The following is an 18,882-nucleotide window of genomic DNA, read 5'->3' as shown; positions in this document are numbered from 1 at the left end:
TCTACAGGAGACGAAGATGACCCGCCTTTCCCCCTTCGGCCAACGCCCCGCCCTGCAAGCATGGCGCGCCTGCGCTGCGCCGCTGCTAGCCGCGCTGACGCTGGGCGCGGCCGCATTCCAGCCCGCCTGCGCCGCCGACAACTGGCCCGCCCAGCCGATCCGCTGGGTCGTGCCCTATCCGGCGGGCGGCGGCACCGATGTCGTGGCGCGCACGCTGGGCCAGGCCATCACGCCGGCGCTAGGCCAGCAGGTGGTGATCGACAACCGCCCGGGCGCGGCCACCATCGTCGGCGCCGACGCCGTGGCGCATGGCAAGCCCGATGGCTACACGCTGCTGACCGCCGATACCGCCACCCTGGCGGCCAATCCGTCGCTGTACAAGAAGCTGCCCTACAACGCCGACAAGGACTTCGTTCACGTGGGGATGGTGGCGCGCTTTCCGCTGATCCTGGTGGCAACGCCGAACTTCCCGGCGCGCACGCTCAAGGAAGCCATCGAGTATGTGCAGAAGAATCCCGGCAAGGTGAATTTCGCCTCGCCGGGCGCGGGCAGCCCGCACCACCTGGCCATGGAGCTGTTCATGGACCAGACCAAGACCAGGATGACCCACGTGCCCTACAAGGGCGCCGCGCCGGCGGTGCAGGACCTGCTCGCAGGCCAGGTCGAACTGATGTTCCTTGACCTCGCCTCCGGCCAGCAGAACGTGGCGGCCGGGAAGGTGCGCGCGCTGGGCGTGGCCACGCCCAAGCGCCTGACGGCGCTGCCCGCGGTGCCGACGGTGGCCGAAGCCGGCGTGCCCGGCTTCGAAGCCTATGCCTGGCAAGGCGTGGTGGCGCCAGCCGGCACTCCCAAGCCGGTGGTGACCCGCCTGAACGCCGAACTGGTGAAGGCGCTCAAGAGCGCCGACGTGCAGAAACGCTTCGAAGGCATCGGCGTGGAGCCGGTCTCCAGCACGCCCGAGGAATTCGCACAGTACGCGCATGCCGAAGCCGAGCGCTGGGGCAAGCTGATCAAGGCCAAGGGCATCACGGTAGACTAGCGGGCTGCTTATTCAGCTTTTCCGCTATTTGCGCTATTTCCGCTATTTCCGCTTGATCTGCTTTTTTCCTAACGCACCGCATACATGAAACTCGCCACCCTCAAGGACGGCTCGCGCGACGGCCAGCTCGTGGTTGTCTCGCGCGACCTGAAGACCGCCCACTACGTCAACGATGTCGCCGGCAAGCTCCAGACCGTGCTGGATGACTGGAACTTCTACGCGCCGCAACTGCAGGACGTCTACGATGCCCTGAACGCGGGCCGCGCGCGCCACCCCTTCGCCTTCGACCCCAGGGCATGCATGGCGCCGCTGCCGCGCGCCTACCAGTGGGCCGACGGCTCCGCCTACGTCAACCATGTGGAACTGGTGCGCCGCGCGCGCGGCGCCGAGATGCCACCGGAGTTCTGGACCGATCCGCTCATGTACCAGGGCGGCTCCGACGACATGATCGGCCCGCATGACGATATCGTGTGCGCCAGCGAAGCCTTCGGCATCGACTTCGAGGCCGAGGTCGCCGTCATCACCGGCGACGTGAAGATGGGCGCCAAGCCCGAGCAGGCCGCCGACGCCATCCGGCTGATCATGCTGGCCAACGATGTATCCCTGCGCAACCTGATCCCCGCCGAGCTGGGCAAGGGCTTCGGCTTCTTCCAGAGCAAGCCGGCTACCGCCTTCTCGCCGGTGGCGGTCACGCCCGACGAACTGGGCGAAGCCTGGCGCGAGCGCCGCGTGCACCTGCCGATGACCGTCCACTGGAACAGCAAGAAGGTGGGCGCGCCCGACTGCGGCACCGACATGGTGTTTGATTTCGGCCAGCTCATCGCCCATATCTGCAAGACGCGCAATGTGCGCGCCGGCAGCATCGTCGGCTCAGGCACCATCTCCAACGTCGACCGCAGCAAGGGCTACTGCTGCATCGCCGAGAAGCGCATGCTGGAGATCATCGACGGCGGCCAGCCGGTCACCGGCTTCATGAAGTTCGGCGACGCGGTCAAGATCGAGATGTTCGATGCGCAAGGCCGCTCGGTGTTCGGCGCGATCGACCAGCTGGTGTCGGCGAAGGGCTGAGACTAAAGGGAGTGCCGCGGGCCACGCTGTTCGCCGCTGGCCGCGCGGCGATGGGAGTGCTTATAATTGACCGACCGAACGGTTGGCTAATTGCCGTCGACTGCGCCAGGCAGCCACCGGCGGCGACCCGGGCCGTTTTTCGCGGCCCGGCCCCCACGCGTCACCAAGGAATGGCCCCGCCATCGCTGCCCCATGACCGCAATCCCTTCGCAACCGCCTACGCCTTCGCCCACCCCGCTAGCGTCCGGCACGGACAACGTTGACGACGCGCCGTTGTCGCCACGCTACGACCGCTACCAGGCACTGACCCTGCGCCGGCATGGCCCCATCCTCGAGATCGTGATGGGTGCGCAACAGTCCGCCAACCGCAAGCTGGCCACAGCCGATGCCAATATGCACCGCGAGCTGGCCGAAATCTGGCGCGACGTGTCGGCCGATCCGGACGTGCGCGTGGCGCTGATCCGCGGCGAAGGCAAAGGCTTTTCGGCCGGCGGCGACCTGTCCCTGGTGGAAGACATGGCCAACGATTTCGCCACCCGCACCCGCGTGTGGCACGAGGCCCGGGACCTGGTCTACAACGTGATCAATTGCGACAAGCCGATCGTGTCGGCCATGCACGGCCCGGCGGTCGGCGCCGGGCTGGTGGCTGGCCTGCTGGCCGATATCTCGATCGCGGCCAGGACCGCGCGCATTGTCGATGGCCATACGCGCCTGGGCGTGGCGGCGGGGGACCATGCCGCAATCGTATGGCCCCTGCTGTGCGGGATGGCCAAGGCCAAGTACTATCTGATGCTGTGCGAGTCGGTGAGCGGCGAAGAGGCCGAGCGCATCGGGCTGGTGTCGCTGACCGTGGACGAAGAGGAACTGGTCGAGCGCGCCTTCGACGTGGCGCGCCGGCTGGCCGCCGGGTCGCAGACGGCAATCCGCTGGACCAAGTACGCGCTGAATAACTGGCTGCGCATGGCGGGCCCCTCGTTCGATGCCTCGCTGGCGCTGGAATTCATGGGCTTTGCCGGCCCCGATGTGCAGGAAGGCGTAGCCAGCCTGCGGCAAAAGCGGCCGCCGCAGTTCGAGTAACGCAGGTAGTTCCGATCAATGCAGTTCCGCAGCCGGCGCCGCCGGCTGCCGACCCCCGGAGGCGAGACCATGTTCGGCCAGATTCCAGATTTCACCAACGGCTTCGAGTTCCTCCGCAAGATGTGGGGCAGTGCCGCCGGCATGCCGGGCGGGCTGATGCCTGGCCTGCAGGCCATGACCCCACCGATGAACCTGGAGGACGTCGACAAGCGCATCCATGACCTCAAGGCCGTGGAAGGCTGGCTGCAGCTCAACACCAACCTGCTGCGCACCACCATCCAGGGCCTGGAAGTGCAGCGCGCCACGCTGGTGGCGCTGCAGACCATCGGCACCGCGCTCTCGCCGGAGGCGATGCAAAGCGCGATGGAAAACGTGGCGCGCGCGGCCAACTCGCCCAGCGCGGCGCCCTACCAGCAACCGGCCGAGCCCCCTGCGGCCAGGCGCGTCTGGCCCGAGCCCACGGTCGAGGAAAACGAGGACGAGGAAGACAACGGCCCCGATGCGCCCGAAGCTGGCAAGGCGCAAGAGCCGGCCGCGGCATCCGGCCACGCTGCCGGCACCGGCGACGCCCCCCCGCCGGATGCCAGCCTGTGGTGGGATGTGCTGCAGCAGCAGTTCAACCAGATCGCCAGCAGCGCCGCCACCGCCAGCATGTCGCCGTTTGGGAATCTCGGCAACCTGGGCGGCTTTGGCATGCCTGGCATGCCCGGCACGGCCGCGCCCGAAGCCGCGCCCGCGCCCGCTCCCGCCGCCAGGCCGCAAGGCAAGGCGCCTGCCAGCAAGGCCAGGCCGGCCCACAAGCCAGCCAGCAAGGCGGCCGGCACCAAGGCCGGGGCCAAGCCAGCCGCCAAACCCGCGCCCAAGGCCACACGCCCGGCCAGCAAGAAATCCGCGGCGGCCAAGCCCGCCGAGCCGCAAGGCAGTGCCAACGGCTCGGCCGACACTTCCGGCGAGCCATCCTGAGCCTGAGCCGCACCTGAGCCCCGCAACGCCAGGGGAACCCCGTGTGAGCCAACTTCGGAGCGGACGCCAGCAGTGAAGACCACCTCGCTGATCATGATGGGCGGCGGCGCCCGCGCCGCCTACCAGGCCGGTGTGCTACGCGGCCTCGCGCGCATCGCCGCGCAGCACGGCCGCGATCGTGGCCGCATTCCCTTCGACATCATTTGCGGCACGTCGGCCGGCGCCATCAACGGTGCCGGCATGGCGATCAACGCGGCCAACTTCCGCGTCGCGGCCGATAGCCTGGCCGCGCTGTGGAGCGGCATCCATGCCGAGGATGTTTACCGCACCGGCATCGTCGGCGTGGGTGCGTCCGGCGCGCGGTGGCTCTCCGCGCTGGCTTTCGGCTGGGCCATCCGGCGCGCGCCGCGGGCGCTGTTCGACAACGCGCCGCTGGGCGGCCTGCTCAGCGAGCTGTTCGACCCCGAGCGGGTGCAGGGCAGCCTGGACGCCGGCGACCTCCAGGCCTTTGCCGTGACGGCGCTGTCCTATACCACCGGGCGCCACGTCACCTTCTACCAGTCACACCGCCGCATCCATCCGTGGCGCCGCAGCCAGCGGCTTGCCGTGGAAGCCAGGATCGGCGTGGACCACCTCCTGGCGTCGTCCTCCATCCCCTTCCTGTTCCCCGCGCTGCCGCTGGAGCTCGAAGGACACCATGAGTGGTTCGGCGACGGCACCATGCGCCAGATGTCGCCCCTGTCGCCGGCCATCCACCTGGGTGCGTCCCGCATCCTGGCCATCGGCGCAGCCTCCCGCCAGCGCCCGGGCTGGTTCGACACCGTGCCGGCCGGCGGCTACCCGTCACTGGCGCAGGTGGGCGGCCAGGCCCTGGCCAGCATCTTCCTCGACGGGCTCAGCGCGGACCTGGAACGGCTGCAGCACATCAACAGCCTGCTCTCGCGCATGCCGGAGATCGCCAACGACCGCGAAGGCTGGCGCCCGGTTCAGGTGATGACAATCTCGCCCAGCGAGCCCATCGAGTCCATTGCCGCGACGCATGTGCAACAGTTGCCCCGCACCGTGCGCGCCCTGCTGACGCCGTTGGGCGGCACCGAAGCGCGCGGCGCGGCCTTTGCCAGCTACCTGCTGTTCGAGCCCGAGTTCACCCAGGCCCTGATCGACCTGGGCGAGAAAGACGCCCTGGCGCAACAGCACGAACTCGCGGCGTTCCTCTATGATGTCATCCCGCCCGATTATGGCAACGACACGAACGCAACGCCCGCACGGACGGTTACACTTGATATCGAACCACCCGCCGGTGTAACGGCCTGACTTAAGGGCACAACGGGCTTGCCGCATCGTCGGACTTGGCGCAGAGCAACGCATACCGCTCTTTTTCGCACCAGCAAAAGCAAGAAAAGGCGCGATATTCGCCCATAAATTGGGCATCGTGCAGGTTCAGCCGCAAACATCCCCTTCCTTTGCGCTTAAAAAGGGCATTGGGAATAATTCGCATCTGGTAGAATCTGCCCGTAATTTCAAAGGCTTACCATGCTCTACCCCGAACTGTTCAAATCGCTGGAAGCGGTACGTTGGCACATGGACAAGGACATCCCCTGGGATTCCTTCGACCCGAGCCTGCTCACTGACGATCAGGCCAAGACGATCCGCATGAATGCCATCACGGAATGGTCGGCCCTGCCCGCCACCGAGATGTTCCTGCGCGACAACCGCCACGATTCCGACTTTTCGGCCTTCATGAGCATCTGGTTCTTTGAAGAGCAGAAGCATTCGCTGGTGTTGATGGAATACCTGCGCCGCTTCCGCCCGGACCTGGTGCCGACCGAAGAAGAGCTGCACGCCGTGCGCTTCGAGTTCGACCCGGCCCCGCCGCTGGAAACCCTGATGCTGCATTTCTGTGGCGAGATCCGCCTCAACCACTGGTACCGCCGTGCCGCCGAATGGCACACCGAGCCCGTGATCAAGCAGATCTACCGCACCCTGTCGCAGGATGAAGCCCGCCACGGCGGCGCCTACCTGCGCTACATGAAGAAATACCTGAACCAGTTCGGCGACAGCGCCCGCTCGGCCTTCGCCAAGATCGGCGTGCTGATGGCCTCCGCCCGCCGCACTGAAAAGCCGCTGCACCCGACCAACCTGCACGTCAACAAGGCGTTGTTCCCCAACGACACCATCCAGTCGCGCCTGCCGGACCCGGACTGGCTCGAGCACTGGCTCGACGAGCAGATCCGCTTCGACGAAGGCTGGGAGAAGAAGGTGATCGAGCGGATCCTGCACAATATGTCGCTGCTGTTCGAGCGCACTTTCGAGACCGTGCAGGATTTGAACCGGTATCGGAAGGAATTGAATGTGCGGTTGCAGGCGGCGGGTGGTGCGCAGCCGGCGCAGGCATAAGGTTGGTTTTTTGGCTGGGGGTGTCGTTTTGGCGCCTTCGGCGGGACGGGCCCCATCGGTTGATGGGGTTTTGTTTTTTTGGGGGTGTTGGAATTTGGGTGGTGGTTGGTTGTGGCTGCAACTGCAAACTGCAACGGCTTAACGTCAACTTCAACTGCAGTTTCACCACGCCTGCGGCGCGGCGACCTACTTTCTTGTCTTGCCCAAGAAAGTAGGCAAAGAAGGCGCGCCGGATGGGGCGACACCCCCTCGGGATTTCACGAAAAGAGCGGAAAAGAGGGACCCATGTCTGAGTATCGCCTTAAGGCGATGCGAGTTTGGGTCCCGGCCGCTCTTTTCGTGAAATCCCGAGGCGCCCCATACGGCCTTGGCACACCTTCACGGCTCGCTGCGCATCGCGCTCCTGTGTTTCCCGCCCCCAGGCGGGAAACACGGCAGAACCAGTGGTCGTGGGGATCAAATCACCATTCGGTGTAGCCGTGATTGCCGCCCCCAGGCGGCAATCACCTGCCCGCGACGCGCAGCGAGCCGTCTGGGTTTTCATCCCCCGTTATGGGGCGCCTCGTCGTCGGGCGAAAAGAGCGGAAACGAGGAGGCCATGTTTGAGTATCGCCTTAAGGCGATGCGAGTTTGGCCTCCGGCCGCTCTTTTCGTCCGGCGACGAGGAGGCTTTCGCCCCATCCGGGTCGCTTCTTTGCCTACTTTCTTGGCGAGACAAGAAAGTAGGTCGCCTCCCCGCAGGGGAGGTGAAACTGCAGTTGAAGTTGACGTTAAGCCGTTGCAGTTGAACTTCACCCCCCACCCGAACACAATCACAAAACCCTCCGCCGCCCAAACACAACGCCTTTCCCTCCCACCATGCCCGCCTTCGAATCCAAACTAGTCCCCCCCGACAACCCAACCGCGCTAGCAGAAAAACTAGCCACCCTCCCCCGCCCGCTAGTCTTCACTAACGGCGTCTTCGACATCCTCCATCGCGGCCACGCCACCTACCTGGCGCAAGCCAAGGCCCTGGGCGCCAGCCTGGTAGTCGGCGTCAACAGCGACGCCTCAGTGCGCATGCTCGGCAAGGGTGATGACCGTCCCCTGAACCACGAATCGGATCGCATGGCGCTGATCGCGGCGCTGGCATCGGTGGATCTGGTCGTTATGTTCCGCGAGAAAACGCCGGTCGAGCTGATCCGGCTGGTGCGCCCGGACATCTATGTCAAGGGCGGCGACTACGACATCGATACGCTGGAAGAAACCCGCCTGGTGCGCAGCTGGGGCGGCCAGGCGCATGCCATCGCATTCCTGCACGACCGCTCCACCACCAAGCTGCTGTCCAAGGTACGCCAGGGCAGCTGAGCGGAGCAGCAAGCGCTGACGCACGGCTCAGGTGCAGGTCAGCAAGTCCTGCGCACCATAGCGCTGGCGCATCTCGTCCAGCCGCGTGCGCAGTGCCGCGTCGGCGTTGCGCACGCGCAGCCACTGGCGCGTCAGCGGATGCGGCGTATCGGTCAGCACCGCGGTGCGCACGCCGTGCTCGCGCAGGTTGTCGAGGAAATGCTCGGCATGCTCGCGCTCCTGGAACAAGCCCAGCGACACCGTATAGGTTTCCGGCGAGCCGGCGCTGACCACCGATATATCGGTGATATTGCGCCGGCGCAACTCGCCGAGCTTGCGCTGCAGGTTCTCGCGCGAGGCCTGCGGCGGCAGGTGGACCCACCAGCGCGCCTGCTCCTGCCGCTCGAACTGTTCCACGCGCCAGGCGCCGGGCGGCGCGCCGGCCAGCTCATCGGCCACCTTGCGCACCAGTTCCCCGTTGAAACCACCGATCTCGACGCAAGCCATGGCTGGTGCGCCGGCTGGGGGCGTGGCTGTGGTTGCGGCTGTGGCTGCCGCAGTGGCGGGCTCGGATGCCGGCCGCCTGCCGCTTGCCTGCGGCATCAGGCGGAAGCGTTCGGCGCGCATCTGCTGGGCAGCGCGTTCGGGCTCTCGCGCGCTTTCCAGCCAGCCGGCCAGCGGCTGTGGGCCGAACGCGCCCAGCACGGCAGCCAGCAGCAGCACATTGACCAGGACCAGCAGGATTAGGAGGCTTCGTTGGAGCATTGGGGGCGATGCAGGGGGTGGAGCGACGGGTGAAGAAGGCGATGCGGTGCAATGCGGTGTGAGGCGGTTCAGCCCGCTGTGCCGACCGGGCTTTGCGAGGCCATCACATGCAGGCCGAGCAGCACGAGATTATCGTGCATCTCGAACGGCATGGAGAGCGCGTTTGCCAGCACATGGCGGGCGCCGCCGGAGAGCAGGCAGCGCACCGGCCCACGCTCGCGTAGCGCGCGCCAGGTGCGCTCCACGGCACCGGCCTGGGCCGCCAGGCAGCCGGCGGCGATGGCGTCGCGGGTGTTGTCGGCCCAGGGCGTGGCCAGCCCGGCATCGCTCACGTCCAGGGACGGCAATTGCGCTGTGTTGCGCGCCAGCGCGCCCAGCATCAGGTCCAGGCCAGGCAGGATCAGGCCGCCTTCGAAACGGTCCTGCGCGCTCACCACGTCGAGCGTGGTGGCGGTACCCGCGGTAACGATCAGCAGAGCGCCTTCTGGGCGGTAGCAGCGCGCGCCGATGCTGCCGATCCAGCGGTCGACGCCGAGCTGCGTGGGCTCGCGGTAGCCGTTGACGAGGCCACCGAAGCGCGAGCCCGAGCGTACCCAGTTCACACCGATGCCAGGGCCGAACACGGTGTCGAGCGTGGCTTGCAGGCTGGCCGCGATGGCCGGGCCGGCCACGTTGCTGACCCACACCATCGGCTGCGCGCCGGCCGCGCGCAGCGACGCCCATTGCACCACCAGCGTGGCCAGTTCGCCGTGGGCCACCGCGCCGCCGTGCGGCCAGGGCGTGGGCAATGGCGTCTCGTGCAGCACGGCGCCGGACCAGGCCTCGTCGCACCAGGCCCATTTCAGGCGGGTGTTGCCGATATCGATCAGCAGTTGCGGAACTCGCGGCATACCGGCGCTGGTGCCGCTCATGCGCCCGCCCCGTTGTCCGCCGCTTTTTCCGCCAAGCGCAGCGACACTTCGCCGCTGGCAATGCGCTCCAGGCCCGAGGGCGTTTCCAGCAGCAAGTGGCCGTCGCCGTCAACGCCGCGCGCCAGGCCTTCGGCCTGCACGCGGCCGTCGTGCAGCAGGCGTACCGGCTGGTCGCGATAGGCGTCGCGCGCGGACCAGCGGGGCGCCATCGGCGCAAAGCCCTGTGCCAGGAAATCCTCGCGCATCACCGCGAGCCGGTTCAGCACCGCCGCCAGCAGCGCTGTGGGATCGCAGCCCGGCAGGAATTCGGTCACACCGGCCAGGCTGCGCCCGAGCGCGGCTTCCATCTGCGCATCGCGCACCAGGTTCAGGCCAATGCCGACCACGGCCCAGACTCGCTGTGGCCCTGCCGGCACCGACTCGATCAGGATGCCGGCCAGCTTGCGGCCGTCGATCTGCAGGTCGTTAGGCCATTTCAGGCCAACGGCGGCGCCAAGGCGCGCGTCGCAGTCACCCAGCGCCTCGGCCAGCGCCAGCCCCACCGCCAGGCTCAGCCCGCTCAACTGCGAGGGCGCTAGCGGCAAGGGCAGCGCCACCGAGAACGTCAGCCCGGCCTGGCCTTGCCAGGGACGCCCCTGGCGGCCCCGCCCGGCGGTCTGCCGGTAGGCCAGGCGCAGCGTGGCGGACTCGGTCCACGGCGCGCTGCGGCAGGCCAGCGTCAGGTCGGCGTTGGTGGAGCCGGTCTCGTCGACCATGCCGAGGGCCCAGCCGCGCGCGGGGCCGGCGAGCGCGGCGCGCAGGCGATCGGGGTCGATGCGCCAAGCTTGCGCGGGAGCGGCGGGCGCAGGGGTCGGGTCTGGCGTGGGCAAGGATTTGTCAGCGGACATGCGTTTCGACGATGGACAACACAATGGGCACAAGCAGCTACGCATTGTAGCCGTGCGAAACCACGGCCGAGGCGCTGCGCACGCCCGCTGACGCTGCGGGTGGCATAGAATCGGGACTTGCCCATCACTTCTCCCCCTCCTTTGGAAAGCCCTACCACGCCAGCCATAGAAGTGACGCGCGCGGACGGAGCGCAAACCGTGCAACTGCGCGGCGACTGGACAGCGCTTGCGCTGTCCGATTGCCACCGCGCCCGCGCGCTGCGCAGCGAGCTGCACTCGATCGCCGCGGACGCGCACTGGTCGCTGGCAAGCCTCGCCCGGCTCGATCACATTGGCGCACAGCTGATGTGGCAGGCCTGGGGCGGCAAGCTGCCCGAGAAGCTGGAAGCCAACGAGGCCCAGCGCCGCGTCTTTACCCGCATCGCCGGGCTGCGCCGCGAGAACTGGAAGAAACATATGGTGGACCGGTTCAACCCGGTGACCCTGTTCGGTGCCTCGATCCTGTCGATGTTCTCGCAGCTCGGCAATGGCGTGACCATGCTGGGCCAGCTGGCCTTCGACCTGCTGCGCCTGGCGCGCGCGCCGCAGCGCGGCCCCTGGCGCGAGATCTCCGCCAATATCTACAACGTCGGCTACAAGGCGCTCGGCATCACGGCGCTGGTTGGGTTTTTGATCGGCATCGTGTTGTCGTACCTGTCGGCCAACCAGTTGCGCACCTTTGGCGCGAGCATCTTTATCGTCAACATCCTCGGCATGGCGGTGATCCGCGAGCTGGGCCCGGTGCTGGCGGCCATCTTGATTGCCGGGCGCTCGGGCTCGGCCATCACCGCGCAGATCGGCGTGATGCGGGTCACCGAGGAGCTCGATGCGATGCGCGTGATGGGCATCTCGCACGGCTTCCGGCTGATCATGCCGCGCGTGATCGCGCTGGCCATCGCCATGCCGCTGCTGGTGGCGTGGACCGACGTGCTGGCGCTTACCGGCGGCATGCTGGCCGCGCACTTCCAGCTGGATATCAGCGCGGCCTTCTTCCTGCGCGCGCTGCCCGATGCGGTGCCGGTGGCCAACCTGTGGATGGGCCTGGGCAAGGGCGTGGTGTTCGGCATCCTGATCGCACTTACCGCCTGCCATTTCGGCTTGCGCATCGAGCCCAACACGCGCAGCCTGGGCGAAGGCACCACCGCCTCGGTGGTGACCTCGATCACCGTCGTGATCGTGGCCGATGCCATCTTCGCCATCCTGTTCAAGGACATCGGCTTATGACTACCACCACGACCGCCACCGCAACGCCGCCTTCGGGCACCGTGCAGCACGCCCCGCGCACCACCGTGATCGAGGTACGCGACCTGGTCAAGCGCTTTGGCGAGGCGGTTGTGCACGACCACCTCAACCTCGATGTGTACCGGGGCGAAGTGCTGTCCATCGTCGGTGGCTCGGGCAGCGGCAAGACCGTGCTGCTGCGCCAGATCGTGGGGCTTGAGCGGCCCACCTCCGGCACCATCCGTGTGTTCGGCGAGGACCTGACCAAGCTCGACGCGGCCCGGCTGCAAGCCCTGCGCAACCGCTGGGGCCTGCAGTTCCAGCGCGGCGCGCTGTTCTCCGCGCTGTCGGTGATCGACAACATCGCGCTGCCGCTGCGTGAACTTCGCACCCTGCCCGACGATCTCATCTGCGCGGCGTCGCTGCTCAAGCTGCAACTGGTGGGGCTATCGGCCCGGGACGCGGACAAGATGCCGTCCGACCTGTCCGGCGGCATGATCAAGCGCGTGGCGCTCGCACGTGCCCTGGCCCTGGAGCCGGAGCTGGTGTTCCTGGACGAGCCCACCGCCGGGCTGGACCCGATGGCCTCGGACGACTACGTGGCGCTGATCCGCGAACTGCGCCGCGAGCTGGGCCTGACCGTGGTGATGGTGACCCACGACCTCGACACCCTGGTGGCACTGTCCGACCGCGTCGCGGTGCTGGCGGACCACAAGGTACTCGCCGCGCTGCCGATCCGGGAACTGGTGCATGTTGACCACCCGTTCATCCACGAGTATTTCCTGGGCGAGCGCGGGCAGCGCGCCATGCAGGCGCTCCCGGCCTTGCCGGACGCGGCACGCGCGGCAACGCATGCGGCCACACCCGCAGGCCCGCAATCTGGAGAAGCATGATGGAAAACAAGTCACACGCCTTCCTGGCCGGCGTGTTCACGATCGGACTCGCCATCCTGGTGCTGTTCGCCATCTTCTGGTTCAGCAGCGACCACGCGGTGCGCGTGCCGTATGACCTGATCACCCGCTCCACCGTCAACGGGCTGGGGCCGCAGGCCGACGTCAAGTACCGCGGGCTGGACGTGGGCAAGGTGGTGTCGATCCGCTTCGATCCGACCGTGCCGGGCCAGATCATCGTGCGCATCAGCGTCAACCAGGACACCCCGATCACCCACACCACCTATGCCACGCTCGGCTTCCAGGGCGTGACCGGGATCGGCTACGTGCAGCTCGACGACACCACCGCGCAGGAAGGCGGCACGCCGTCGCCGCACCTGGCCACGTCCTCCAAGTCGGTGGCGCGCATCATCATGCGGGCCGGCTTCTTCGAAGAGCTGGAAAAGCGCGGCGACAGCTTGCTCACGCAACTGGAAACGATCATGGGTTCGCTCAACGACATGTTCCAGGCCGACAACCGGCGCGACCTGATGGGGGCGATCCGCTCGGTGCACAAGACCGCCGACGACTACTCGCAACTGGCCAGCTCGATCGCGCCGGCCGTGCGCCAGCTGCCGCAGGTGACCGAGAACCTCAACGCCACGCTGGCCTCCACGCGGCGCCTCACCCAGGAGCTGGCCAGCCCCGACGGTACCGTGATGCGCACCGTCGACCGCGTCGGGCGCGACCTGCAGGGTGCCGCCGATTCCGTGCAGTCGGCCGCTGGCGGTGTCTCGCAAGACACGCTGCCGCAGATCAACGGGCTCGCGCGCGATGCGCGCCAGACCATGCGCAGCATCGACCGCGCCGCCAGCCAGTTCAACGACAGCCCGCGCAGCGTGCTGTTTGGCGGCCCCGCCGCCGTGCCGGGCCCGGGCGAGCCCGGCTTCCAGGCCCCCTGACGCGGACCGCTAGCCCTCATGCCGCGCACCTACGCACTCGCCGCACGCACGCCACGCCTGGCCCGCCAGGCTGGCGCTGCGAATCCTTCGAGCAAACCAAGGCACATCATGATGCGCAATGCCCAAACCCGGCCGGACGGACGCGACACACCCGGCACCTTCGCCCTGCCGCGCCGGCTGGCCGCCGGCGTCGCGCTGGCCTGCCTGCTGCTGGGCGGTTGTGCCCTGACGCCTTCCACGCCCACCATCACCTACGATCTGGGCCCGCCGGCGGGAGCCGCACCTGACGCCGCGCACCTGCCCAAGATGCGCGTGGCGCAGACCGATGGCCCTACCTGGCTGGACGGCAACTCGCTGTACTACCGGCTGCACTACGCCCAGGCGGAGCGCCTGCAGCCCTATGCCACGCAGCGCTGGGTGATGTCGCCGGTGCGCCTGTTCGACGACCGCCTGCGCGAAGCCGTGGCCTCGCGCGGCGCACTGACCTGGTTCGGCGACACTGCCGCGCCGGCGCTCAAGATCGACGTGCTGGAGTTCGAGCAGGTGTTCGACAGCGCCAACGCCAGCCGCGGCGTGATCCGCGTGCGTGCCACGGTATTTCGCAGCGGGCTGATTGGGCAGAAGACCTTCGTGGTGGCGCAGCCCGCCGCCACGGCCGATGGCGCCGGCGGCGTCAAGGCGCTTGCCACCGGCAGCGATGCCGCCATTGCGGCGATCCTGGACTGGGTGGCAACGCTGCCGCTGCAATAAGCGGGCCGCGCATGGCATCGGCTCCCGCGCCGCTCGTTCCCCCGCCACCGCCACCGCGCCACTCGCCGTTGGCGCGGGTGGGGCTGCTGTGCTTCGCCCTGCTGGTGGTCTATGGCAGCCTGTACCCGTTCACGGGCTGGACCGACAACGGCATCTCCGCGCTGGCCTTCCTCACCGCGCCCAAGCCCCGCTACCTGACCGGATTCGATCTCATCACCAACGTGCTGGGCTACTGCCCGCTTGGCGCGCTGGTGGTGCTATCCCTGCACCCGCGCATCTCCGGCGTGCGCGCCGTGCTGCTGGCGCTGGTGGCGGGCACGCTGCTGTCGGGCACCATGGAAGCGCTACAGACCTGGCTGCCCAACCGCGTCTCGTCCAATATCGACCTGATGACCAATGCGCTGGGCGCCCTGCTGGGCGGGGCCGCGGTGGCGCCCTTCTCGGCCGCGCTGATCGACCGCGGCTCGCTGCGCCAGTTGCGCATGGCGTGGTTCGAGCCGCACGCCAGCTTTGCCATCATCCTGATCCTGCTGTGGCCGTTCGCGCAGATCTTCCCGCAGGATCACCTGTTTGGCATGGGCGCGATCGTGCGCGAATGGCTGACCGATCCCGACTCATGGCCCGTGCAGTGGCTGCAAGGCGTATTCCCGGGGCTGCCCGACCTGATCGAGAACATCAGCCTGCTGCGGCCGGATGACGTGCAAGGCCAGCAGTTGCTGGAGTCACTCGTCACCGGATGCGGCTGGGTGGGCACCGGGCTGTTTGCCTCGATCGCCATGCGCAGGCAGGCGCCGATGCTGCGCATCCTGGCGGCCTTGCTGGCCAGCGCGCTGCTGCTCAAGGCGGTGGTGGCCGAGATGCAGTTCCCGGACGACAACGCCTTCAACTGGCTGTCCGAGGGCGGCCGCTTTGCCCTGTTGACGGGGTCGCTGGTGCTGGTTTTGCTGCTGCGGCTGCCGCGCTGGCTGCGCGGCGCGCTGGCACTCGCCACGCTGATGTTGCTGGTGATGTTGTCCAACCTGCTGCCCGCCAATCCGTATTCCTGGATCTCCGAGCAGGGCTGGCGGCTGGGCCGATTCATCCACTTCAACAGCCTGTCGCAATGGCTGGGGTGGATGTGGCCGTTCGTGGCGCTGTGCTACCTGATCTGGCGCTTCGAGCAATTCCAGCTGGATCGCCGCAGCCTGCGGCGTGCGCGCCGCAAGGCGAAGCGGCTGGCGGCGCGCGCAAGCGATGGGCGCGGCGATGGCAACAATCGGGAAGATGCCACGCCGCCGGGCGCCTGAGCGCCGCCTCAGTGCGTCTGGCCGCCCTGCTCGCGGATATCGTTGGTGGTGGCAAGCGCCGTGGTCACCGCGCAGCGGATGCCTTCGATCATCAACGCCAGCGACAGGCTGGGCTGCCCGGGATGGCGCGCCGCCTGCTCAGGCAAATAGGGAATATGGATGAAGCCGCCACGGATCCCGGCAGGCACGCCTTGCGTGGCAAGCAGGTGCATCAAGCCGTAGAACACGTGATTGCAGACAAAGGTGCCTGCGGTCTGCGACACCGATGCGGGCACGCCTGCGGCGCGCATGTCGCGCACGATGGCCTTGATCGGCAGGCTGGAGAAATACGCCGCCGGGCCTTCCTCGGCGATGCGGGTGTCGACGGGTTGCGCGCCGGCGTTGTCGGCGATGCGCGCATCGTCGACATTGATCGCCACCCGCTCCACCGACATCTCGGGGCGCCCGCCCGCCTGCCCCACCGCGATCACCAGCACGGGATTGATCGCGTCGACCAGGTCAGCCAGCGCATCGTTGGCCGCGCCGAACACGCAGGGCAACTGGCGCGCGACGATGATCGCGGCATCCAGGTCGTCGGGCCCGTTGCCGATGCGCACGCCGTCAAGCGCGCGCACCGCTTCCCAGGAAGGATTGATGGGCTCGCTCTCGAACGGCTCGAAGCCGGTCAGCAGCACGGTACGCATGGCAGGGACTCCCGGCAAGAAGCCCGGTTGCCCGGGCTCCTTGCCAATCATTCGCGGCGGGGCCGCGTTCTTACATCAGGAAATACAGCAGCGCGATATTGGCCACCAGGATCATCAGCGCGGTTGGCACCTGCGCCCGGATCACGGCGTTCTTGTCATCGAGCTCCAGCAGCGCGGCCGGGACGATGTTGAAGTTGGCCGCCATCGGCGTCATCAGCGTGCCGCAGTAGCCGGAGAACATGCCGATCGCCGCCATCACCGCCGGGTTGCCGTGGAACATGTTCACCAGGATGGGCACGCCGATGCCGCCGGTCATCACCGGGAAGGCGGCAAAACCATTGCCCATGATCACGGTAAAGAGCGCCATGCCCACGCAGTACACCACCACGGCCACGAGCTTGTAGTCCATGTTGATATAGGCCGTGGTCAGGTGCGCCACCGCCTTGCCCACGCCGGCATCGGCGAACACCAGGCCCAGCATGGCCAGCATCTGCGGCAGCACCAGCGCCCAGCCCAGCGACTCGGTCAGCCGGCGCGATTCGCGCACGCCCTGCACCACCGTGTCGCGGGTGAGCCAGCACGCCACGCCCAGCGCCACCAGGCAACCGATGCCGAGCGAGACGAAGGTGACGTTCTTGGGATCGAGCAGCGCCAGGCCGGCGACCTTTACGTCCTTGAACAGCAGCGTGCCGATCACGGTCACCACGGGAATCAGCAGCGCCGGGATGAACAGCTTGTTGCCCAGGCGCTTGGCCGAGGCGCGGCGCTCGGCCTCCGGCAGCGTGCCGTGCTTGCCGTGGCCCACGCCGCCAAATCCCGCGATCAGCGCCATCACCACGGCGCCGATGCCGACGATGGCCGGCGGCAGCTTGTCGCCGATCAGGAAGACCAGCGCATACAGCGCCCAGAACAAACCCGTGCTGAGCCGGCGCGGATGGTCACGGTCGGCGAAGGTCATCAACGCCGTGATGGCCAGCACCAGTCCGGCGAGCCAGTAGAGATAGTCGATGGAAATGATCATGGCTTACTCCCCGCTCTTGGCTGCCGAGGCAGCACCGGCCGTTGCAGCGGACTTGCCGCCCACTTCGCGCTCCAGCCACATGTCCAGGCGCTTGAGGCGCACGGCGTGGATCAGGAAGGCGCAAATCGCGGTGGGGATGCCCCACACGGCGATATGCAGCGGCTCCACGTCGATGTTGGACGACAGCAGGAAGGTGTGCATCAGCGCGATGGCGCCGAAGGCCACGAAGATGTCTTCGCCGAAGAACAGGCCGACGTTATCGGTGGCCGCGCAGAAGGCCAGCACGCGCTGGCGGATCGGCTCGGGCAGCTTGCCGAAGCGGGTCTCGGCCGCGCCTTCGGCCATCGGGGCCAGCAGCGGGCGCACCATCTGCGGATGGCCGCCGAGGCTGGTCAGGCCCACCGCGGCGGTAAGCTCGCGCACGCCGAGGTAGACGATCAGCAGGCGTCCCACGGTGGCCGACGCGATGCGCGAGATCCACGCCTGCGCGTGCTCGCGCAGCCCGTGGCGCTCGAGCAGGCCGATCACCGCCAGCGGCAGCAGGATGATGAGTGGCAGGTTGCGCGTCTTGACGAAGGCGGTGCCGATCGCCGTGAAGATCTGCATGACCGGCATGGTTGCCGCCAGCCCGGTGGCGATGGCGGCAAGCGCCACCACCATCATGGGATTGAAGCGCAGCACGAAGCCAAGGATGATGATGCCGACCCCAACTAGGGGCCAGAGGTTGACTGCCTGTTCCATGAGAGACACCAATAGAGTGTGATGGAGGCGAGTGCCTTCGCGTCGCGTCATGCTGCTCGACACCCGCGGGGCACAGTGAAAGCCGGAAGCCTGGGGGCGCGTCCGTTAGGTGTGGCGTGCCCCTCAGACTCCGGCGCGGATTGCGATGCCTTCGGCGCCGAGCCGCTCGCGGATGCGGCGCGCAAAGGCAAGCGCGTGTGCGCCGTCGCCGTGCAGACACACGGTTTCGGCGCGGATCGGTACATAGGTGCCGTCGATGGCGCGCACGCGCTGCTCGCGCACCATGTCCAGCGTCTGGCCCAGTGCCACGTTCTCGTCTTCGTGCAGCGCGCCGGGCGTGCCGCGCTTGACCAGCGAGCCGTCGGGGTTGTAGCCGCGGTCGGCGAAGACTTCTTCCTTCACCTTCAGGCCGGCTTCGCGCGCCACCTTCACCATGACGCTGCCGGCCAGGCCGAAGAAGACCAGGTCGGAGTCGAAGTCGCGCACCGCGCGCACGATGGCGTCGGCCAGCTTGGGATCCTTGGCAGCCTGGTTGTAGAGCGCGCCGTGCGCCTTCACGTGGGCCAGCTGGCCGCCTTGGGCGCGCACCAGCGCGGCCAGGGCGCCGATCTGGTAGAGCGTGTTCGCGTACACCACCTCGGGATCGAGCTGCATCTCGGTGCGGCCAAAGTTCTCGCGGTCGGGATAGCTCGGATGCGCGCCGATGGCGACGCCCTGCTCCAGGGCCCACTTCACGGTCTGCAGCATGGTGGCGGCGTCGCCGGCATGCCAGCCGCAGGCCACGTTGGCCGAGCTGATCAGCCCCAGCAATTCGCGGTCGTTGCCGCAGCCTTCGCCGAGGTCGGCGTTCAGGTCGATATGCATTGCGTTGCTCCTC

19 protein-coding genes are annotated in these 18,882 nt (G+C 67.7%); 12 read left to right on the top strand and 7 right to left on the bottom strand.

Annotation, left to right across the window (positions count from 1 at the left end; translation table 11 throughout):
- The first annotated feature begins 16 nt into the window (after positions 1–16).
- The 7 genes from A9975_RS07925 to rfaE2 all read left to right on the top strand — a co-directional run bounded on the left by A9975_RS07925 (position 17) and on the right by rfaE2 (position 7,891).
- Positions 17–1,039, top strand: coding sequence for a tripartite tricarboxylate transporter substrate binding protein (locus A9975_RS07925; protein WP_183032120.1), 1,023 nt, complete (start codon positions 17–19; stop codon positions 1,037–1,039).
- An 84-nt stretch (positions 1,040–1,123) separates the two neighbouring features.
- Positions 1,124–2,107 carry a fumarylacetoacetate hydrolase family protein gene (locus tag A9975_RS07920; RefSeq protein WP_183032119.1) on the top strand — a complete coding sequence of 328 codons (984 nt, stop codon included), beginning with the start codon at positions 1,124–1,126 and terminating at the stop codon, positions 2,105–2,107.
- 192 nt (positions 2,108–2,299) lie between these two features.
- Positions 2,300–3,184 carry an enoyl-CoA hydratase/isomerase family protein gene (locus tag A9975_RS07915; protein ID WP_370564124.1) on the top strand — a complete coding sequence of 295 codons (885 nt, stop codon included), beginning with the start codon at positions 2,300–2,302 and terminating at the stop codon, positions 3,182–3,184.
- Between the two features lie 69 nt (positions 3,185–3,253).
- Complete coding sequence (locus tag A9975_RS07910; protein WP_183032118.1) at positions 3,254–4,147, top strand: PhaM family polyhydroxyalkanoate granule multifunctional regulatory protein; 894 nt, start codon at positions 3,254–3,256, stop codon at positions 4,145–4,147.
- Between the two features lie 72 nt (positions 4,148–4,219).
- The gene (locus A9975_RS07905; RefSeq protein ID WP_183032117.1) at positions 4,220–5,461 is read left to right on the top strand and encodes a patatin-like phospholipase family protein; all 1,242 of its coding nucleotides are present in this window, start codon (positions 4,220–4,222) and stop codon (positions 5,459–5,461) included.
- Positions 5,462–5,680: 219 nt separating this feature from the next.
- Positions 5,681–6,544: a ferritin gene (locus tag A9975_RS07900; RefSeq protein WP_043342844.1), complete on the top strand. Its 864-nt coding sequence runs from the start codon at positions 5,681–5,683 to the stop codon at positions 6,542–6,544.
- Positions 6,545–7,402: 858 nt separating this feature from the next.
- A complete protein-coding gene (gene rfaE2 / locus A9975_RS07895; protein WP_183032116.1) occupies positions 7,403–7,891 on the top strand; it encodes a D-glycero-beta-D-manno-heptose 1-phosphate adenylyltransferase in 489 nt (162 codons plus the stop codon).
- A gap of 27 nt (positions 7,892–7,918) precedes the next feature.
- On the opposite strand, the gene A9975_RS07890 is transcribed toward rfaE2, so the two are convergent.
- The 3 genes from A9975_RS07890 to A9975_RS07880 all read right to left on the bottom strand — a co-directional run bounded on the left by A9975_RS07890 (position 7,919) and on the right by A9975_RS07880 (position 10,433).
- Positions 7,919–8,635: an SPOR domain-containing protein gene (locus tag A9975_RS07890; protein WP_183032115.1), complete on the bottom strand. Its 717-nt coding sequence runs from the start codon at positions 8,633–8,635 to the stop codon at positions 7,919–7,921.
- Between the two features lie 68 nt (positions 8,636–8,703).
- Positions 8,704–9,546: a type III pantothenate kinase gene (locus A9975_RS07885; RefSeq protein WP_183032114.1), complete on the bottom strand. Its 843-nt coding sequence runs from the start codon at positions 9,544–9,546 to the stop codon at positions 8,704–8,706.
- Positions 9,543–10,433, bottom strand: coding sequence for a biotin--[acetyl-CoA-carboxylase] ligase (locus tag A9975_RS07880; protein ID WP_183032113.1), 891 nt, complete (start codon positions 10,431–10,433; stop codon positions 9,543–9,545). The genes A9975_RS07885 and A9975_RS07880 overlap by 4 nt, the downstream gene beginning before the upstream one ends.
- Before the next feature lie 141 nt (positions 10,434–10,574).
- Between A9975_RS07880 and A9975_RS07875 the strand changes: the two genes are divergently transcribed.
- From A9975_RS07875 to A9975_RS07855, 5 genes are all read left to right on the top strand, one after another.
- Entirely contained in the window at positions 10,575–11,696 is a 1,122-nt protein-coding gene (locus tag A9975_RS07875; RefSeq protein WP_183032448.1) for an ABC transporter permease, read from the top strand.
- Positions 11,693–12,586 (top strand): ABC transporter ATP-binding protein, encoded by an 894-nt coding sequence (locus tag A9975_RS07870; protein WP_183032112.1) that lies wholly within the window; start codon positions 11,693–11,695, stop codon positions 12,584–12,586. Before A9975_RS07875 ends, A9975_RS07870 begins: the two co-directional genes overlap by 4 nt.
- Entirely contained in the window at positions 12,583–13,524 is a 942-nt protein-coding gene (locus A9975_RS07865; RefSeq protein WP_183032111.1) for an MlaD family protein, read from the top strand. The genes A9975_RS07870 and A9975_RS07865 overlap by 4 nt, the downstream gene beginning before the upstream one ends.
- A 111-nt stretch (positions 13,525–13,635) precedes the next feature.
- Positions 13,636–14,274 carry an ABC-type transport auxiliary lipoprotein family protein gene (locus A9975_RS07860; protein ID WP_370564243.1) on the top strand — a complete coding sequence of 213 codons (639 nt, stop codon included), beginning with the start codon at positions 13,636–13,638 and terminating at the stop codon, positions 14,272–14,274.
- Positions 14,275–14,285: 11 nt separating this feature from the next.
- Positions 14,286–15,560, top strand: coding sequence for a VanZ family protein (locus A9975_RS07855; protein WP_183032110.1), 1,275 nt, complete (start codon positions 14,286–14,288; stop codon positions 15,558–15,560).
- 8 nt (positions 15,561–15,568) lie between these two features.
- Here A9975_RS07855 and pcp read toward each other — a convergent pair whose 3' ends face one another.
- The 4 genes from pcp to pxpA all read right to left on the bottom strand — a co-directional run bounded on the left by pcp (position 15,569) and on the right by pxpA (position 18,869).
- Positions 15,569–16,243 carry a pyroglutamyl-peptidase I gene (gene pcp / locus A9975_RS07850; RefSeq protein ID WP_174428505.1) on the bottom strand — a complete coding sequence of 225 codons (675 nt, stop codon included), beginning with the start codon at positions 16,241–16,243 and terminating at the stop codon, positions 15,569–15,571.
- Between the two features lie 70 nt (positions 16,244–16,313).
- Positions 16,314–17,264 (bottom strand): DUF979 domain-containing protein, encoded by a 951-nt coding sequence (locus A9975_RS07845; protein ID WP_174428504.1) that lies wholly within the window; start codon positions 17,262–17,264, stop codon positions 16,314–16,316.
- 3 nt (positions 17,265–17,267) lie between these two features.
- Positions 17,268–18,005 carry a DUF969 domain-containing protein gene (locus tag A9975_RS07840; protein WP_150992661.1) on the bottom strand — a complete coding sequence of 246 codons (738 nt, stop codon included), beginning with the start codon at positions 18,003–18,005 and terminating at the stop codon, positions 17,268–17,270.
- A 123-nt stretch (positions 18,006–18,128) separates the two neighbouring features.
- Complete coding sequence (gene pxpA, locus A9975_RS07835) at positions 18,129–18,869, bottom strand: 5-oxoprolinase subunit PxpA (RefSeq protein WP_043342811.1); 741 nt, start codon at positions 18,867–18,869, stop codon at positions 18,129–18,131.
- Between the last annotated feature and the right edge of the window lie 13 nt (positions 18,870–18,882).

Source organism: Cupriavidus sp. UME77 (genome assembly GCF_014170355.1).
Lineage (GTDB): Bacteria > Pseudomonadota > Gammaproteobacteria > Burkholderiales > Burkholderiaceae > Cupriavidus > Cupriavidus basilensis.
This window is presented reverse-complemented; position numbering and strand designations above follow the sequence as displayed.

Excerpts from the sequence above, each read along its gene's own strand:
- A9975_RS07885 (WP_183032114.1), bottom strand. The coding sequence starts at position 9,546 with ATGAGCGGCACCAGCGCCGGTATGCCGCGAGTTCCGCAACTGCTGATC.
- A9975_RS07910 (WP_183032118.1), top strand. The coding sequence starts at position 3,254 with ATGTTCGGCCAGATTCCAGATTTCACCAACGGCTTCGAGTTCCTCCGC.
- A9975_RS07855 (WP_183032110.1), top strand. The coding sequence starts at position 14,286 with ATGGCATCGGCTCCCGCGCCGCTCGTTCCCCCGCCACCGCCACCGCGC.
- A9975_RS07865 (WP_183032111.1), top strand. The coding sequence starts at position 12,583 with ATGATGGAAAACAAGTCACACGCCTTCCTGGCCGGCGTGTTCACGATC.
- A9975_RS07890 (WP_183032115.1), bottom strand. The coding sequence starts at position 8,635 with ATGCTCCAACGAAGCCTCCTAATCCTGCTGGTCCTGGTCAATGTGCTG.
- A9975_RS07920 (WP_183032119.1), top strand. The coding sequence starts at position 1,124 with ATGAAACTCGCCACCCTCAAGGACGGCTCGCGCGACGGCCAGCTCGTG.
- A9975_RS07880 (WP_183032113.1), bottom strand. The coding sequence starts at position 10,433 with ATGTCCGCTGACAAATCCTTGCCCACGCCAGACCCGACCCCTGCGCCC.
- A9975_RS07860 (WP_370564243.1), top strand. The coding sequence starts at position 13,636 with ATGCGCAATGCCCAAACCCGGCCGGACGGACGCGACACACCCGGCACC.
- pcp (WP_174428505.1), bottom strand. The coding sequence starts at position 16,243 with ATGCGTACCGTGCTGCTGACCGGCTTCGAGCCGTTCGAGAGCGAGCCC.
- A9975_RS07845 (WP_174428504.1), bottom strand. The coding sequence starts at position 17,264 with ATGATCATTTCCATCGACTATCTCTACTGGCTCGCCGGACTGGTGCTG.
- A9975_RS07925 (WP_183032120.1), top strand. The coding sequence starts at position 17 with ATGACCCGCCTTTCCCCCTTCGGCCAACGCCCCGCCCTGCAAGCATGG.
- rfaE2 (WP_183032116.1), top strand. The coding sequence starts at position 7,403 with ATGCCCGCCTTCGAATCCAAACTAGTCCCCCCCGACAACCCAACCGCG.
- pxpA (WP_043342811.1), bottom strand. The coding sequence starts at position 18,869 with ATGCATATCGACCTGAACGCCGACCTCGGCGAAGGCTGCGGCAACGAC.
- A9975_RS07870 (WP_183032112.1), top strand. The coding sequence starts at position 11,693 with ATGACTACCACCACGACCGCCACCGCAACGCCGCCTTCGGGCACCGTG.
- A9975_RS07900 (WP_043342844.1), top strand. The coding sequence starts at position 5,681 with ATGCTCTACCCCGAACTGTTCAAATCGCTGGAAGCGGTACGTTGGCAC.
- A9975_RS07840 (WP_150992661.1), bottom strand. The coding sequence starts at position 18,005 with ATGGAACAGGCAGTCAACCTCTGGCCCCTAGTTGGGGTCGGCATCATC.
- A9975_RS07915 (WP_370564124.1), top strand. The coding sequence starts at position 2,300 with ATGACCGCAATCCCTTCGCAACCGCCTACGCCTTCGCCCACCCCGCTA.